Here is a 15,133-nt window from a genome sequence, read left to right as displayed (position 1 = left end):
CCGGCCACGAACGCCACTCCGACCGGACTCCGACAACACCCTGACGACCATGGCGGCGGTTCCATTCACCAACCCGCCTGCCCATGTCTTCAACGCCCGCCGTTCCCCTGGTGCTGACCGCAGCACTGCCGACCCCCTCGCCGCGCTTTCTGCGCGGGCATCTGTGGCTGCCGCTGCTGGCCGTGCTGGCAGCCAGCGGCATGCTGATGGGATGGGGCGGCGACCAGTGGCTGGCCGACCAGTTCTATCGCCTCGAGGGCCATCACTGGGCCCTGCAGAACGCGTGGCTCACCAGCCATCTGATCCACAAGGGTGGCAAATGGGCCAGCACCTTCGGCGCACTGCTGGCCATCGTGCTGTGCTTTCACGCTTGGCGGCACCAGCGCGCCGCCGCATGGCGCTGGCCGCTGCTGTATCTGGTGCTGGCCGTGGCGCTGGGCACGGGCACTGTGTCGCTGCTCAAATCCATCACCCACATGGACTGCCCCTGGGACCTCCTGCGTTACGGTGGCGCGCGCGAGTACGTGGGGCTGTTTGCCGCACGGCCGCAGGGCATGCCGCGCGGGGTGTGCTTCCCGGCCGGACATTCCAGTGCCGGGTTCGCCTGGGTCAGCCTGTACTTCTTCGCCCTGATGGTGCGCCCGGCTTGGCGCTGGGGCGCATTGGCCATCGGGCTGCTGGCCGGGGGCGTGTTCGGGCTGTCGCAGCAGCTGCGTGGCGCGCACTTCCTTTCGCATGACCTGTGGACGCTGGCGACCTGCTGGACGGTGTCGCTGCTGCTCTTCCTGCTGGTGCAGCGCGTGCGTCTTCGCAGCGAACACGGCACGGCGGCCTCGCACGGAGCACACGCATGAACGCCATCGCCTCACGCGCGCCACGCCTCGCCTCGCTGGCCGCGCTGCGCCAGTGGCGCCCCACCTGGTCCACCGAAACCCTGATCGCCGTCACCAGCGTGTTCTTCGCGCTGGCCTGCAATGGCCTGTTCTGGCACAGCGCGATGGCCACCCACCCGGGCAGTCTGCGCTTTGCGCTGTCGTTGCTGCTGTTGCTGGTTGGCGCGCACAGTCTGTTGATGGGCCTGCTGGTGTGGCGCTGGAATGCCAAGGTGGTGATGGGGGTGTTGCTGCTGGGCACCGCCATGGCCGCCCATTACATGGGCACGTTCCACATCTACCTGGATGCGGACATGCTGCGCAACGTGCTGGCGACCGACCACAAGGAAAGCCGCGAGCTGATCACCCCCAGCCTGATCGCGCCGCTCCTGCTGCTCGCCCTGCTGCCGATGACGGTGCTGTGGCGCGTGCAGCTGGTGCGGCGCAGCTGGGGCAAGGCGCTGCTGTGGCGCGGGGGCTTCCTGCTGCTGTCGGCGGCGGTCGCATTGGGCGGGGCGATGCTGTCCTTCCAGGAGATGTCGGCCCTGATGCGCAACCAGCGCGAAGTGCGTTACCTGGCGACGCCGGGCAACGTCCTGCTCGGCCTGCCCAAGGCGCTGCGCGGCGACAACCCGATGCAGCGCGCGCCCAAGCTGCCGATCGGCCTGGATGCCAAGGCCACCTCACGCAGCGCCGAAAGCCGCCCGCGGCTGCTGGTGATCGTGATGGGCGAAACCGCGCGCGCGCAGAACTGGGGCTTGAACGGCTACGGCCGGCAGACCACGCCACAGCTGGCGCAGACCAACGCCATCAACTTCCCCGACATGCATTCCTGCGGCACCAGCACCGAAGTCTCACTGCCATGCCTGTTCTCGCCCTATGGCCGTCACGACTACGACGAGAAGAAGATCCGCGCCCACCAGTCGCTGCTGCACGTGCTCGAGCACGCCGGTATCGGTACGCTCTGGCGCGACAACCAGTCCGGCTGCAAGGGCGTCTGCGAAGGGCTGCCGATGCAGGCGCTGGACGATGCGAAGAACCCGCCGCTGTGCGCCAACGGCCGCTGCATGGACGAGATCCTGATCGATGACCTGGCCGCGCAGGTGCGCGCCCGCCCCGGCGACCGCGTGGTGGTGCTGCACCAGCTGGGCAATCACGGCCCGAGCTACTACGAGCGCTACCCTACCCGCTTCCGCCGCTTCACCCCCACCTGCGACACGGCCGATCTCGGCAAGTGCAGCCGCGAAGAGATCACCAACAGCTACGACAACGCGCTGCTGTACACCGACCACCTGCTGGCCCGGACCATCGGCGCGCTGCAGGGCATGCAGGACTACGACACGGCCATGATCTACCTCTCCGACCACGGCGAGTCGCTCGGCGAGAAGGGCCTGTACCTGCACGGGGTACCGTACGCGATCGCGCCGCAGGAACAGACCCGGGTGCCGATGACGATGTGGTTCTCGCCCGGCTTCGCGGCCAGCCGCGGCCTGGACCTGGCCTGCGTGCGGCGCCGCGCCACGCAGTACACCGACCACGACAACCTGTTCCCGTCGGTGCTGGGCCTGATGCAGGTGAAGACAGCGCTGTACGAACCCGGCCGCGACCTGTTCGCCGGCTGCGAACGCTGACGGGACCTCCGGGCCTTGCGGTGCGGCGGCGGCCCCACTAGCCTTCGCCGGTCTGTCACCACCCAAGGATGTCCCCGTGAACCACCGCCCGCTCCTGCTGGCCCTGGCTGTCGGTGCTGCCGCACTGACGCTGGCGGCCTGCCAGAAGGAACCGTCCCCGGCCGATGCACCGGCCGCAGGCACCGCCAAGCCGACCGAAACCGCGGACCAGTTCATCGCCCGCGTCAACGCCGAGTACAAGGCCCTGTACCCGGAAATGACCTCGGCGCAATGGCTGTCCTCGACCTATATCAACGACGATTCCGAGCGCGTGGCGGCCAAGGCCAACGAGCGCTGGCTGACCATCCTCAATGGTTGGATCGCCCAGGCCGGGCAGTACGACGGCCAGCCGATGACCGAGGACACCAAGCGCCAGATCCACCTGCTCAAGCTGATGACGGCCATGCCGGCACCGCGTGACCCGGCCAAGCTCGGCGAGCTGACCCGCATCGCCAGCCGCATGGAAGGCGCCTACGGCGCTGGCAAGTACTGCACCGACGACGCCAACCCGGCCACCTGCCGCCAGTTGGGCGACCTGGAGCAGGTGCTGGCGCGCAGCCGCGACTACGACGCGCAGCTGGACGCCTGGCAGGGCTGGCACGGCACCACCAAGCCGATGCGCGCCGATTACCAGCGCTTCGTGGGCCTGGTCAACGAAGGCGCCAAGGAAATGGGCTTCGCCGATGCCGGCCAGATGTGGCGCAGCGGCTACGACATGCCTGCCGAGCAGATCGGCCCGGAAACCGACCGCCTGTGGGAACAGGTCAAGCCGATGTACGAGCAGCTGCACTGCTATGCGCGCACCAAGCTGGACGCTACCTATGGCAAGGACAAGGCGGAGACCGAAGGCGGCCTGATCGCTGCACACCTGCTGGGCAACATGTGGCAGCAGGACTGGTCCAACCTGTGGGACCAGCTGGAGCCCTACCCGGGTGCGGGCAGCCTGGACATCACCGCTGCGCTGGAAAAGCAGTACCAGACCAACCTCAGCGGCGCGCTGGCCAAGGCCGGCGGCAGCAACCTCAACGTGGAAGCGCAGTTCAAGGCGCAGCGTGAGGCCGAACTGCGCACCGCCAAGCAGATGACCGAACGCGCGCAGGACTTCTACGTGTCGCTGGGCATGCCGGCGCTGCCGAAGTCGTACTGGGACAAGACCCAGTTCATCAAGCCGCTGGACCGCGACGTGGTCTGCCACGCCAGCGCGTGGGACATGAACATGGAAGGCGACGTGCGCACCAAGATGTGCATCAAGCCGACCGAAGAGAACTTCACCACGATCTACCACGAGCTCGGCCATATCTATTACGACCTGGCCTACAACCCGCTGCCGCCGTTGTTCCAGGGCGGTGCCAACGATGGTTTCCACGAGGCGATCGGCGACACCATCGTGCTGGCGATGACGCCGCAGTACCTCAACTCGATCGGTCTTGTGGACAAGCCGCAGGAGAGCCGCGAGGCCACCATCAACGCGCAGATGCGCATGGCGCTGAGCGGCGTGTCGTTCCTGCCGTTCGGCCTGATGATCGACCGCTGGCGCTGGGGCGTGTTCGATGGTTCGATCACCCCGGACCAGTACAACAAGGCGTGGTGGGACCTGAAGGCGAAGTACCAGGGCGTGGCGCCGGCATCGGCGCGTGGCGAGGAGTTCTTCGATCCGGGCGCGAAGTACCACGTGCCGGGCAACACGCCGTACACGCGTTACTTCCTGGCGCGCATCCTGCAGTTCCAGTTCTACAAGGGCCTGTGCGATGCGGCCGGCTACAAGGGCCCGCTGCACCAGTGCAGCTTCTACGGCAACAAGGAAGCCGGCCAGAAGTTCTGGGCGATGCTGAGCAAGGGTGCCAGCCAGCCGTGGCAGGCCACGCTGAAGGAGATCACCGGCGGCGACAAGCTGGATGCCGGCCCGATGATCGAGTACTTCACCCCGGTCAACGAATGGCTCAAGCAGCAGAACCAGGGCCAGATGTGCGGCTGGCAGGCGCCTTCGGCCCCTGCAGCGCCGAAGGCACCGTAAACCCGAAAAGCCGGCCTGCATGGCCGGCTTTTTTTTTGGTTCTTCGCGCAAGGGAGCGGAACGTCTCGTTCCCACGGGCCGTCGAAGCTTGGCGCACGGTCTTCGATCGGGGTCCTTGCGAGCGTGGAGGGCCCCGTCGCGGCCGGCAGGCCCCTATGCAAATGTCCCCCGGCGTCGGCCTGCGCCGCCGCCTCCTCCTTTACTTTGCCAGGGACCTACCGGCCGCGACGGGGCTCGGCTTGCGGTTCGCAATGGCAAAGCGGAAGTCAGGGTGCAACGCCGGTGGGTCGAGCGCCGGGTCGGCTTGCCCTTGTAGGCGAAGTAAAGGAGGAGGCGGCGGCCGCAGGCCGACGCCGGGGGACATTCGCCGGAAAGGGTAAGGCGACCCGGCGCTCGATCCACCGGCAGCCGCTGTTGAGGAACCTTCGCAGGCAAGGGCGTGGCGGCCCCGCGCTCGCCCCACCGGCAGCCGCGTCTGGACTGTTGCGTTGGCACTGCGCGGCCGACTAATAGTCGGCTCTACCGCGTGTTTTTCCCCGCGCTACGCCTTGGGTTTGAGGGAAGCCGCGAGTTCTTCCTTGAACTGCTCGAAATCCTTGCCCTCGGCCTTGGTCTCGGCGTGTGCGGCGTCTTTCAGCGCGTCCGAATACACCAGGCGCACCGGCGTGCCCTGGCGCTCCTGCAGCTCGGCGGCCTGCATGATCAACGCCAGCACGCGCGCGGCGCTGGTGGTCTGGCCGGCGATGCGGCCGTCCATGCCGAGCACCCATTCGCCATCGCGGCGGACCACGCCCGCCAGCAGCGTGCGTTGCTGGTCGCGCAGTTCGGCATGCGGTTCCACCGGCGAGGCATGCGCCTTCTCACGGTTGGCTGCTTCGGTTTCGCGGCGCCGGCGCAGGTCACGGCGCAGTTTGGAGGTGGTCGACATCGGGGACTTCCGGACTGCATCAAAGATCAAAGGATAGCGCACCGGGCCAGGCGCACCATGGGCCGAACCCGGCGCACCGGGGACTCAGGCGGCGCCGGCCAGCGCGTCGCGGCGACGCTCGCAGCGGCGTTCCCAGTACCAGAAGCTGGCACCGATGGCGAAGAAGCCGGCGTACCCCAGCGCCAGGTGCAGCGGCCGGGCGCTGAGCATGGGCGACACCACGCCCGCCACCACGGTGTTGATCATCAGCTGGATGAACATCTGCATGGACGAGGCCAAGCCGCGCTGGTGCGGGTACATGTCCAGCACCGCCAGTGCCAGGATCGGGAAGATCAGCGCCATGCCCACGCCACCAAGGAAGATCGGCAGCACCGCCCACGGCAACGCGATCTGCCCCACCGACAGCACGTACGCAAGATTGACCGCCGCCGACACCGCGCACAGCGCAAAGCCGATCCCGACCTGCCGCTGCGCCGTCATCCGCCCCGCCATGCGACCGGACAGGAACGAGCCCACGGTCATGCCGCCGATGGTGGGGATGAACAACCAGGCAAAACCGCCCTCGCCCAGTTTCAGGTGCTGCATCACGAACACCGGCGCCGAGGCGATGTACAGGAAAATGCCGGAGAAATTGAACGCACCGGCCGCCGCCAATCGCAGCAGTCGCGGGTTGGTGCCCATGCTCACGTAGCTGCGCAGCAGCGCGCGCATCGACAGCGGCGTGCGCGCCTCCACCGGGTGGGTCTCCGGCAACCACTTGCCGGTGGCCAGCAGCAGCACCACCGCGAACACCACCAGGAACCAGAAGATCAACGGCCAATCGCCGCCGCCGAGCAGGATCCAGCCGCCGATGATCGGCGCGATCGCCGGGGCGATGCCGAAGATCATCGACACCTGGCTCATCAGTCGCTGTGCGTCTGCACCGTGGTAGAGGTCGCGGATGACCGCGCGGCCCACAATCACGCCAACGCCTGCGGTCACGCCCTGCAGCGCGCGGAACACCAGCAGCGTGGTCAGATCGCGCGACAGCGCACACCCCACCGAGGCGGCGATGAACAGCACCAGCCCGCCGATGATCACCCGGCGGCGTCCGAACGCATCGGACAGCGGACCGTGCGCCAGGCTCATCAGCCCATAGAACAGCAGGTAGACGCTCACGGTCTGCTGCACCGCGACCTGGTCCACCTGCATGCGTTCGCCCAGCAGCAGGAAGGCCGGGAAAATGGTGTCGATCGAGAACGGACCGAACATAGCCAGCCCGGCGAGCAGCAGGGCCAGGCGGCGGGTCGAAGGTGAGGCGGGCGTCATCGGGTCTTCCGTCAACGGCCATGCGCGAACGCATGGAAGGCGCCGGCCCGGAACGGGTGGCACCTGATGAATACGAGTATCCGGCCATGATAGGACGTCCGCCTGCCCGGCACCATGCCCGAGGCCCGGTGAGGGACGGGTTCGGGCCCCCTGTTCATGTGGCGGACGGGCGTTGACGGGCTGGCCGCTGGGCTATAATCGCCGGGCTACATGGTGGGAGAAGCGGACCGTTGTTCTGACACCCGCTGCCGAAGGCGCAACGCCCGTAATCGCTCAGGCCCGATACCACCCGCACCAAAACTCTGGAGAGACCGGCCACTGCCGGCGCCGAAGGGGCACGGAGCACGCAGATGCGCGCTTTTAAACTCTCAGGCAAAAGGACAGAGGGGCACCCAGGAAGGCCGCAAGGTCTTCTGACCGTGCGTGCCCACTCTCCGAGATGCCAGTCATGTCCAAGAACACCCCTTCCCTGCGCGAGCTTGAACACAGCCACGCGTTCGTCGAACGCCACATCGGCCCCAACGACGCCGAGATCGCGCAGATGCTCGATGTGGTGGGCCACGCCTCGCTGGACGCGCTGACCGACGCGATCGTGCCGGCCGGGATCAAGTCGCCGGCACCGTTGGCGCTGCCCGAGTCGCTGACCGAAGTGGAAGCGCTGGCCAAGATCCGCGCGATCGCCGACAAGAACCAGGTGTTCCGCACCTTCATCGGCCAGGGCTACTACGGCACCCTCACCCCGAACGTCATCCTGCGCAACGTGCTGGAAAACCCGGCGTGGTACACGGCGTACACGCCCTACCAGGCCGAGATCTCGCAGGGCCGCATGGAAGCGCTGATCAACTTCCAGACCCTGTGCGCCGACCTCACCGGCATGGAGATCGCCAACGCCTCGCTGCTGGACGAAGCCACCGCCGCGGCAGAGGCGATGACCCTGGCCAAGCGTTCTGCCAAGAGCAAATCCGACACCTTCTTCGTGCACGATGCCGTGCACCCGCAGACGCTGGAGCTGCTGCGCACCCGCGCCGAGCCGATGGGCATCGTGCTGCGCGTGGGCACCCCGGCCGAAGCCATGGAGGCCGAGGCCTACGGCGTGCTGCTGCAGTACCCGGACACCTTCGGCCACGTGGGCGACTACAAGGCGCTGGCCGATGCCGTGCACGCGCGCGGCGGCCTGGTGGCCGTGGCCACCGACCTGCTGGCACTGACCCTGATTGCCGCACCGGGCGAATGGGGCGCGGACATCGTGGTGGGCAACTCGCAGCGTTTCGGCGTGCCGTTCGGTTTCGGCGGCCCGCACGCCGCGTTCATGGCCTGCCGTGACGCTTACAAGCGCTCCATGCCGGGCCGCCTGATCGGCGTGTCGGTCGACGCGCAGGGCAATGCCGCCTACCGTCTGACCCTGCAGACCCGCGAGCAGCACATCCGCCGCGAGAAGGCGACCTCCAACATCTGCACCGCGCAGGTGCTGCTGGCGGTGATGGCCTCGATGTATGCCGTGTACCACGGCCCGGACGGCCTGACCCGCATCGCGCGCCGCGCCCACCGCCTGGCCGCGATCCTGGCCGCCGCGCTGCGTGGCGCCGGCGTCAACGTCGGCGAGCACTTCTTCGACACCCTGCACGTCAAGGACATCGACGCCAAGGCGATCCACGCCAAGGCCGCGGCCGCGCGCATCAACCTGCGCGCGATCGACAGCGAAGCGGTCGGCATCAGCCTTGATGAAACCACCACCCGCGCCGACATCGTCGCGCTCGGCCAGCTGTTCGGTGCCACGGTGGATATCGATGCCTTGGACGCCGCCACCGCCGACGCGCTGCCGGCCGGGCTGGTGCGCACCAGCGCCTTCCTGACCCACCCGGTGTTCAACACCCACCACAGCGAACACGAGCTGCTGCGTTACCTGCGCTCGCTGGCCGACAAGGACCTGGCCATGGATCGCACCATGATCCCGCTGGGCAGCTGCACCATGAAGCTCAATGCCACTGCCGAGATGATTCCGGTGACCTGGCCGGAGTTCGCCAACATCCATCCGCTGGCCCCGGCCGACCAGGCCACCGGCTACAAGGAGCTGATCGACGGCCTGGAAGCCATGCTGGTCGAATGCACCGGCTATGACGCGGTCAGCCTGCAGCCGAACTCCGGCGCGCAGGGCGAATACGCCGGCCTGCTGGCGATCCGCGCCTACCACCGCTCGCGCGGCGAAGGCCATCGCGACGTCTGCCTGATTCCCGATTCGGCGCACGGCACCAACCCGGCCTCGGCGCAGATGTGCGGCATGAAGGTGGTGGTGACCAAGACCGACGCCAACGGCAACGTCGACGTGGACGACATCCGCGTCAACGCCGAGAAGTACGGCGACCGCCTGGCCGCGCTGATGATCACCTACCCCTCCACGCACGGCGTGTTCGAGGAGGAAGTGGTCGAGATCTGCGAGATCATCCACCAGCACGGCGGCCAGGTGTACACCGACGGCGCCAACATGAACGCCCTGGTCGGCGTGGCCAAGCCCGGCAAGTGGGGCTCGGACGTGTCGCACCTGAACCTGCACAAGACCTTCTGCATTCCGCACGGCGGTGGCGGCCCGGGCGTGGGCCCGTGTGCGGTCAAGTCGCACCTGGCGCCGTTCCTGCCGAAGGTGCTGGGCGGCGAAGGCGATGTGGGCATGGTCAGCGCGGCCAGCTTCGGCAGCGCCTCGATCCTGCCGATCAGCTGGATGTACATCACCCTGATGGGCACCGCCGGCCTGCGCAAGGCGACCCAGGTCGCCCTGCTCAACGCCAACTACATCGCCAAGCGCCTGGCCCCGCACTTCAAGACGCTGTACACGGGCCGCAATGGCCTGGTGGCGCATGAGTGCATCCTGGACGTGCGACCGCTGGAGAAGACCTCCGGCATCGGCGCCGAGGACGTGGCCAAGCGCCTGATCGACTTCGGCTTCCACGCCCCGACCCTGAGCTTCCCGGTCGCCGGTACGCTGATGGTGGAACCGACCGAAAGCGAATCGCTGCATGAGCTGGATCGCTTCATCAACGCGATGATCCAGATCCGCGAAGAAATCGCCGCGATCGAAGACGGCCGCCTGGACCGCGAGGACAACCCGCTCAAGCACGCCCCGCACACCGCCACCGCCGTATCGGCCAGCGAGTGGTCGCATGCCTACCCGCGGGAACTGGCCGCCTTCCCGCTGGCCAGCCTGCGCCAGCAGAAGTACTGGCCGCCGGTGGCCCGCGTGGACAACGTGTACGGCGACAAGAACGTGATGTGCGCCTGCATCCCGGTGGATGCGTACAAGGAAGACGAGGGCGTGGAGGTCTGAGCCTCCTGCCCTGCTGAAACGAAGACGGCCCGCGCAAGCGGGCCGTTTTTTGTTGTGTGCGATGCCCCGTCATACCGGGTCCGGACCCGTAGAGCCACGCCCTGCGTGGCTGCTCTTCGTTCCGGGATCATGCCAAACGTCGGGCGGTACCGTTGCGCCGCGGTGATCCTGCTTCGGACGCTTGTGCCGCGCTGCGCGCGGTAGCCACGCAGGGCGTGGCTCTACGGCCGGTTGCTAGGGTCACGGGTCGCTGCGGGAGCAGAAGCATTACCCCTCATGGCCTTTTCGGCGTACGCGGCGCGTGATTTCGCTGGTGATCGCAATGGCTGCGGTCAACGCGGCCATCGACAGGAACTGGATGCGGGTATGCGCTTCGGACAGCAGCAGGCCGAAGATGAGCGCCAGCACGCACAGGCCCAGCACGGTCAGGTACGGGTAGCCGGCCATGCGGAACGGCAGGCGGGTGCCGTCGCGGTTGGCGCGGTGGCGCAGGATCAGCTGCGACAGCAGCGAGATCGTCCAGACCAGCAGGCAGGTGGAGCCGACGATGTTCAGCAGCACCGGCAGCACCTTGTCCGGGAACACCAGCTCCATCACCGTGGCGGCGAAGCCGAACAGCACGCTGGCCAGCACGGCGATGATCGGCACGTGGCGTGGATCGGTCCACCCCAGCACCGCCGGGGCTTCGCGGCGGCGCGCCAGCGAATACATCATGCGCGACGCGCCGTACAGGTTGGCGTTGAGCGCGGAGAGCAGCGCGATCACCGCGATCAGGGTGATGGCGGTGGCCGCACCCGGGATGTTGGCCACCTGCAGCACCGCCGCGAACGGCGAGGACAGCGAGGCGCTGGTCCATGGCACCACGGCGATGATCACGCTCAGCGAGCCGATGTAGAACACCAGGATGCGCCACGCCACCGTGCGGATCGCGCGGGCGATGCTGCGCTCGGGGTCTTCGGTTTCGGCCGCCGCCACCGCCACGATCTCGGTGCCACCGAAGGCGAACACCACCACCAGCAGGGCCGCGCCGATGCCGGCCAGCCCCTTGGGCGCGAAGCCACCGTGTTGGGTGAAGTTGCTCAGCCCCGGTGAGGCCACGTCCGGCAGCCAGCCCAGCAGCAAGGCGGCGCCGATCAGGATGAACGCAATAATCGCCACCACCTTGAGGATGGCGAACCAGAACTCGAACTCGCCGAAGTTCTTCACCCCCAACAGGTTGATCGCGGTGAAGAACAGCATGAAGGCCAGCGCCGCCATGGGCACCGGAATGACCGGCCATACCGTGGCCAGCAGGCCGGCCGCGCCCACCGCCTCGGCGGCGATCACGATCACCAGCTGCACCCACCACAGCCAGCCCACGGTGGCCCCGGCGGTAGCGCCCATGGCATCGGCGGCGTACACCGAGAAGGCACCGCTGGTGGGCTTGGCGGCCGCCATCTCGCCCAGCGCATTCATCACGATGATCACCAGCGCGCCAGCGACCAGGTAGGACAGCAGCACGGCCGGACCGGCGGCCTGCACGCCGACGCCGGAGCCCAGGAACAGGCCGGCGCCAATGGCGCTGCCAAGGCCCATCATGATCAGCTGGCGGGGCTTGAGCGCGTGCCCGAGGCGGGTGTTGGCGGGTGCCGCAGCGGCGGCCGGAATCTGGGATGCGGGCATCGGAATCGAGGGGCGGGCAACAGGTGCGACACCATACCTTGTCCAGCCGGCGGACGGGATAGGGGTTCCCCTGCCCCGCCGCAATCAGGCCTCGGGGCGTTCGGCGATCTGCGCCCGGTAGGCCCGGGGCGACACCCCGACCTCGGCCTTGAACTTGCGGGTGAACGCACTCTGGTCGGTGAACCCGCAGGCCTGGCCGATGCTGGCGATGCTCTCACCGCCATGCAGCAGGTGGACCGCCATCTGGATGCGCAGGCGGGTCAGCACCTGCTGCGGGGTCATCTGGAACACCTTGCGGAACGTGCGCTCCAGCTTGGAGAGCGAGAACCCGGTGATATCCAGCAGGGTCTGCATGCGCACGTTCTCGGCGTAATGCGCGTTCAGATGCGCCAGGGCCAGGCGCAGTTGTTCGTACTGGGTGCCCAGGCTGTCCTTCTGGCCCAGATCGCGGGAAATCCCGATCAACCCCCGTACCTGCCCCTCCACCAGCAGCGGGCGCTTGCAGGTCAGGCACCACCCGGGCTCGCGGTTGGCGAACAGGTGCAGCTCCATCAGGTTCTCGATCACCGTGCCAGCCAGCACCTGCGCATCCTGGGTGGCGTAGTCGGCGCCCAGTCCGGTGGGATAGATCTCCGCCGCGGTACGCCCGATCACGTCCTTGCGCGACTTCAGCCCCAGCCGGCGCAGCATGGTCTGGTTGATGTGCGTATAGCGCCCGTCGCAGTCCTTCATGAAGAACAGCACGTCGGGGATCGCATCGAACAGGGCTTCGATGTCGGCGGGTTCAACGCGCATGCGGGCGTGCAGGGAAGGGGAACACGCCACCAAGGATACCTGTCCGGCACGCATGTGAAGCGCAGGTGCAAGCGGGGCCATGTTCTCGCACCTTCGATTAACGCGGTGGACGCCAGTGTGGGGCGTTGAATCCCCGCCAGCACGGAGTCGCCTCATGGCCACCAGCAAGCCCCGCAGCAAATCCGCCCCACCCACCGACCGCCGCGGAGACGGCGACGAACTGCACCAGCGTGCCGGCGGCGGGCATCCCGCGCTGACCACCAACCAGGGCATCCCGGTTGCCGACAACCAGAACTCGCTGCGCGATACCCCACGTGGGCCGACCCTGCTGGAAGACTTCATCCTGCGCGAGAAGATCACCCACTTCGACCACGAGCGCATTCCCGAGCGCATCGTGCACGCACGCGGCAGCGCGGCCCACGGCTATTTCGAACTGACCCGCTCGCTGCACGAGTTCACCCGCGCCCGCGTACTCACCGAAGTCGGCGTACGCACCCCGGTGTTCACCCGCTTTTCCACCGTGGCCGGCGGCGCCGGCTCGGTCGATACCCCGCGCGACGTGCGCGGCTTTGCGGTCAAGTTCTACACCCGCGAGGGCAACTGGGACCTGGTGGGCAACAACATCCCGGTATTCTTCATCCAGGACGCGATCAAGTTCCCCGACCTGATCCACGCGGTCAAGATGGAACCGGACCGCGCGTTCCCGCAGGCCGCCAGCGCGCACGACACCTTCTGGGACTTCGTGTCGCTGATGCCCGAATCGATGCACATGATCATGTGGGCGATGAGCGACCGCACCATTCCCCGCTCGCTGCGCACCATCGAAGGATTCGGCATCCACAGTTTCCGCCTGCTCGACGAGGCGGGCGAGTCCACCTTCGTCAAGTTCCACTGGCGGCCCAAGCTGGGCCTGCAGTCCACGGTCTGGGACGAGGCGGTCAAGCTGCAGGGCGCCGACAACGACTTCCACCGCCGCGACCTGTTCGAGGCCATCACCGCGGGCGACTTCCCCGAATGGGAACTGGCGGTGCAGCTGTTCACCGAGGAGGAGGCCGAGGCGTTCCCGTTCGATCATCTGGACCCGACCAAGATCATTCCCGAATCGCTGGTGCCGCTCACGGTGATCGGGCGGATGGTGCTCGACCGCTGGCCGGACAACTTCTTCGCCGAAACCGAGCAGGTCGCGTACTGCCCGGCCAACGTGCCGCCGGGCATCGACTTCAGCAATGACCCCCTGCTGCAGGGTCGCCTGTTCTCCTACCTGGACACCCAGCTCAGCCGCCTGGGCGGCCCGAACTTCCACCAGATTCCGGTCAACGCACCCAAGTGCCCGTTCGCCAACCACCAGCGCGATGGCCACATGCAGATGGCGATCCCCAAGGGCCGGGTTGCCTACGATCCCAGCTCCCTGCAGGGCGACAGTCCTCGCGAGACCGCCGACGGCTTCGCCAGCCACGCCACGCCGGCCGATGACGGCCGCTAGGGCCGCGTGCGCGCCGCCAGCTTCGCCGACCACTACAGCCAGGCGCGCATGTTCTTCCGCAGCCTGGAAGCGCCGGAGCAGGCACACCTGGCGTCGGCCCTGGTGTTTGAGCTGTCGAAGGTGGAAACGGTCGCCGTGCGCGAGCGCACCGTGAGCCACCTGCGCAACATCGACGATGCGCTGGCCAAGCGCGTTGCCGACGGTCTGGCCATGCCGGCCCTGCCCGAACCGGCGCCGACCGCCACGCCGGCCAAGGACATGCCCAGGGCCCCCGAGGTGCGGGTGATCGGCCGCACCAAGGACCTGCTCAAGGGGCGCTGCGTGGGCATCCTGTTCGACGAAGGCTCCGATGCCGGGTTGATCGCCAACCTGCGCAAGGCGGCCGAGAAGGCCGGTGCAAAGGTCAAGCTGGTGGCACCCAAGGTCGGCGGTGGCAAGCTGACCGACGGCAAGCTGCAGCCGGCCGACGGCCAGCTGGCCGGTACGCCGTCGGTGGTGTTCGACGCGGTGGCCATCGTGCTCAGCGCCGACGCTGCCAAGCGTTTGTCCAAGGAATCGGCGGCGATCGACTTCGCTGCCGACGCGTGGGCTCACCTGAAGGCGATTGCTGCCGATGAGGGCGCGCAACTGCTGCTGAAAACCGCGCGCGTGGGCAAGGACAACGGCGTGGTGGAAGCAGAAGACGCCAAGGGCTTCGTCGCTGCGGCGGCGACCCGCCAATGGGCCCGCGAACCCAAGGTGCGTACCCTCGCCTGACCCACCCCGGTAGGAGCGGACCGTTGGTCCGCTCTTTCCTGGCTTCCCGACACAGGACGATTCCCATGCCCCGCGGAGACAAATCCAGCTATACCGACACGCAGAAACGCCAGGCCGAGCACATCGAGGAAAGCGAGAAAGCTGAAGGCCGCAGCGATGAAGCCGCCGAGCGCATCGCCTGGGCCACGGTCAATAAACAAGACGGCGGCGGAAAGAAGCATGCACCCAAGAAGGCCGCGGGCCGGTAGGGTTGGTTCCCGGACAACTGCTTCAGACGGGGTAGAGCGACGCCTTCCCACACCCCGTCTGTCGGCTTGACGCTCCCG

General features: G+C 67.6%; 8 protein-coding genes, 2 pseudogenes and 1 riboswitch. Of the genes and pseudogenes, 6 read left to right on the top strand and 4 right to left on the bottom strand.

The genetic code is table 11. The features are described from left to right. The first annotated feature begins 83 nt into the window (after positions 1-83). The 3 genes from RT456_RS04370 (at position 84) to RT456_RS04360 (ending at position 4,556) form a co-directional block, all read left to right on the top strand. Positions 84-854 (top strand): phosphatase PAP2 family protein, encoded by a 771-nt coding sequence (locus RT456_RS04370; protein WP_313343003.1) that lies wholly within the window; start codon positions 84-86, stop codon positions 852-854. After that, positions 851-2,503 (top strand): phosphoethanolamine--lipid A transferase, encoded by a 1,653-nt coding sequence (locus RT456_RS04365; protein WP_313343001.1) that lies wholly within the window; start codon positions 851-853, stop codon positions 2,501-2,503. The genes RT456_RS04370 and RT456_RS04365 overlap by 4 nt, the downstream gene beginning before the upstream one ends. Positions 2,504-2,579: 76 nt before the next feature. Next, positions 2,580-4,556 (top strand): M2 family metallopeptidase, encoded by a 1,977-nt coding sequence (locus RT456_RS04360; RefSeq protein ID WP_313342998.1) that lies wholly within the window; start codon positions 2,580-2,582, stop codon positions 4,554-4,556. Between the two features lie 541 nt (positions 4,557-5,097). Here RT456_RS04360 and RT456_RS04355 read toward each other — a convergent pair. Both RT456_RS04355 and RT456_RS04350 read right to left on the bottom strand, forming a co-directional pair. Continuing rightward, positions 5,098-5,484 carry a hypothetical protein gene (locus tag RT456_RS04355; protein ID WP_313342996.1) on the bottom strand — a complete coding sequence of 129 codons (387 nt, stop codon included), beginning with the start codon at positions 5,482-5,484 and terminating at the stop codon, positions 5,098-5,100. A gap of 84 nt (positions 5,485-5,568) precedes the next feature. Next, the gene (locus RT456_RS04350; RefSeq protein ID WP_313342993.1) at positions 5,569-6,792 is read right to left on the bottom strand and encodes a multidrug effflux MFS transporter; all 1,224 of its coding nucleotides are present in this window, start codon (positions 6,790-6,792) and stop codon (positions 5,569-5,571) included. Positions 6,793-7,084: 292 nt separating this feature from the next. After that, positions 7,085-7,186: riboswitch (glycine riboswitch) on the top strand. 45 nt (positions 7,187-7,231) lie between these two features. Here RT456_RS04350 and gcvP point away from each other — a divergent pair. Then, on the top strand, positions 7,232-10,111 hold the full coding sequence (gcvP, locus tag RT456_RS04345; RefSeq protein ID WP_313342990.1) for an aminomethyl-transferring glycine dehydrogenase: 2,880 nt from the start codon (positions 7,232-7,234) through the stop codon (positions 10,109-10,111). Between the two features lie 267 nt (positions 10,112-10,378). Here gcvP and RT456_RS04340 read toward each other — a convergent pair whose 3' ends face one another. Beyond that, positions 10,379-11,773, bottom strand: a complete 1,395-nt coding sequence (locus RT456_RS04340) for an amino acid permease (protein ID WP_313342987.1) — start codon at positions 11,771-11,773, stop codon at positions 10,379-10,381. Positions 11,774-11,857: 84 nt separating this feature from the next. Then, a complete protein-coding gene (locus RT456_RS04335) occupies positions 11,858-12,568 on the bottom strand; it encodes an AraC family transcriptional regulator (protein WP_313342984.1) in 711 nt (236 codons plus the stop codon). A gap of 154 nt (positions 12,569-12,722) precedes the next feature. Here RT456_RS04335 and RT456_RS04330 point away from each other — a divergent pair. Further along, positions 12,723-14,807 (top strand): annotated as a pseudogene (locus RT456_RS04330) (catalase). A gap of 65 nt (positions 14,808-14,872) precedes the next feature. Next, positions 14,873-15,022, top strand: a pseudogene (locus tag RT456_RS04325) (HupB); the annotation flags it as partial. Between the last annotated feature and the right edge of the window lie 111 nt (positions 15,023-15,133).

This window comes from Stenotrophomonas sp., assembly GCF_032099025.1.
Lineage (GTDB): Bacteria > Pseudomonadota > Gammaproteobacteria > Xanthomonadales > Xanthomonadaceae > Stenotrophomonas.
Note: the sequence above shows the minus strand (reverse complement) of the source record. Positions and strands in the feature narration are given on the sequence as shown.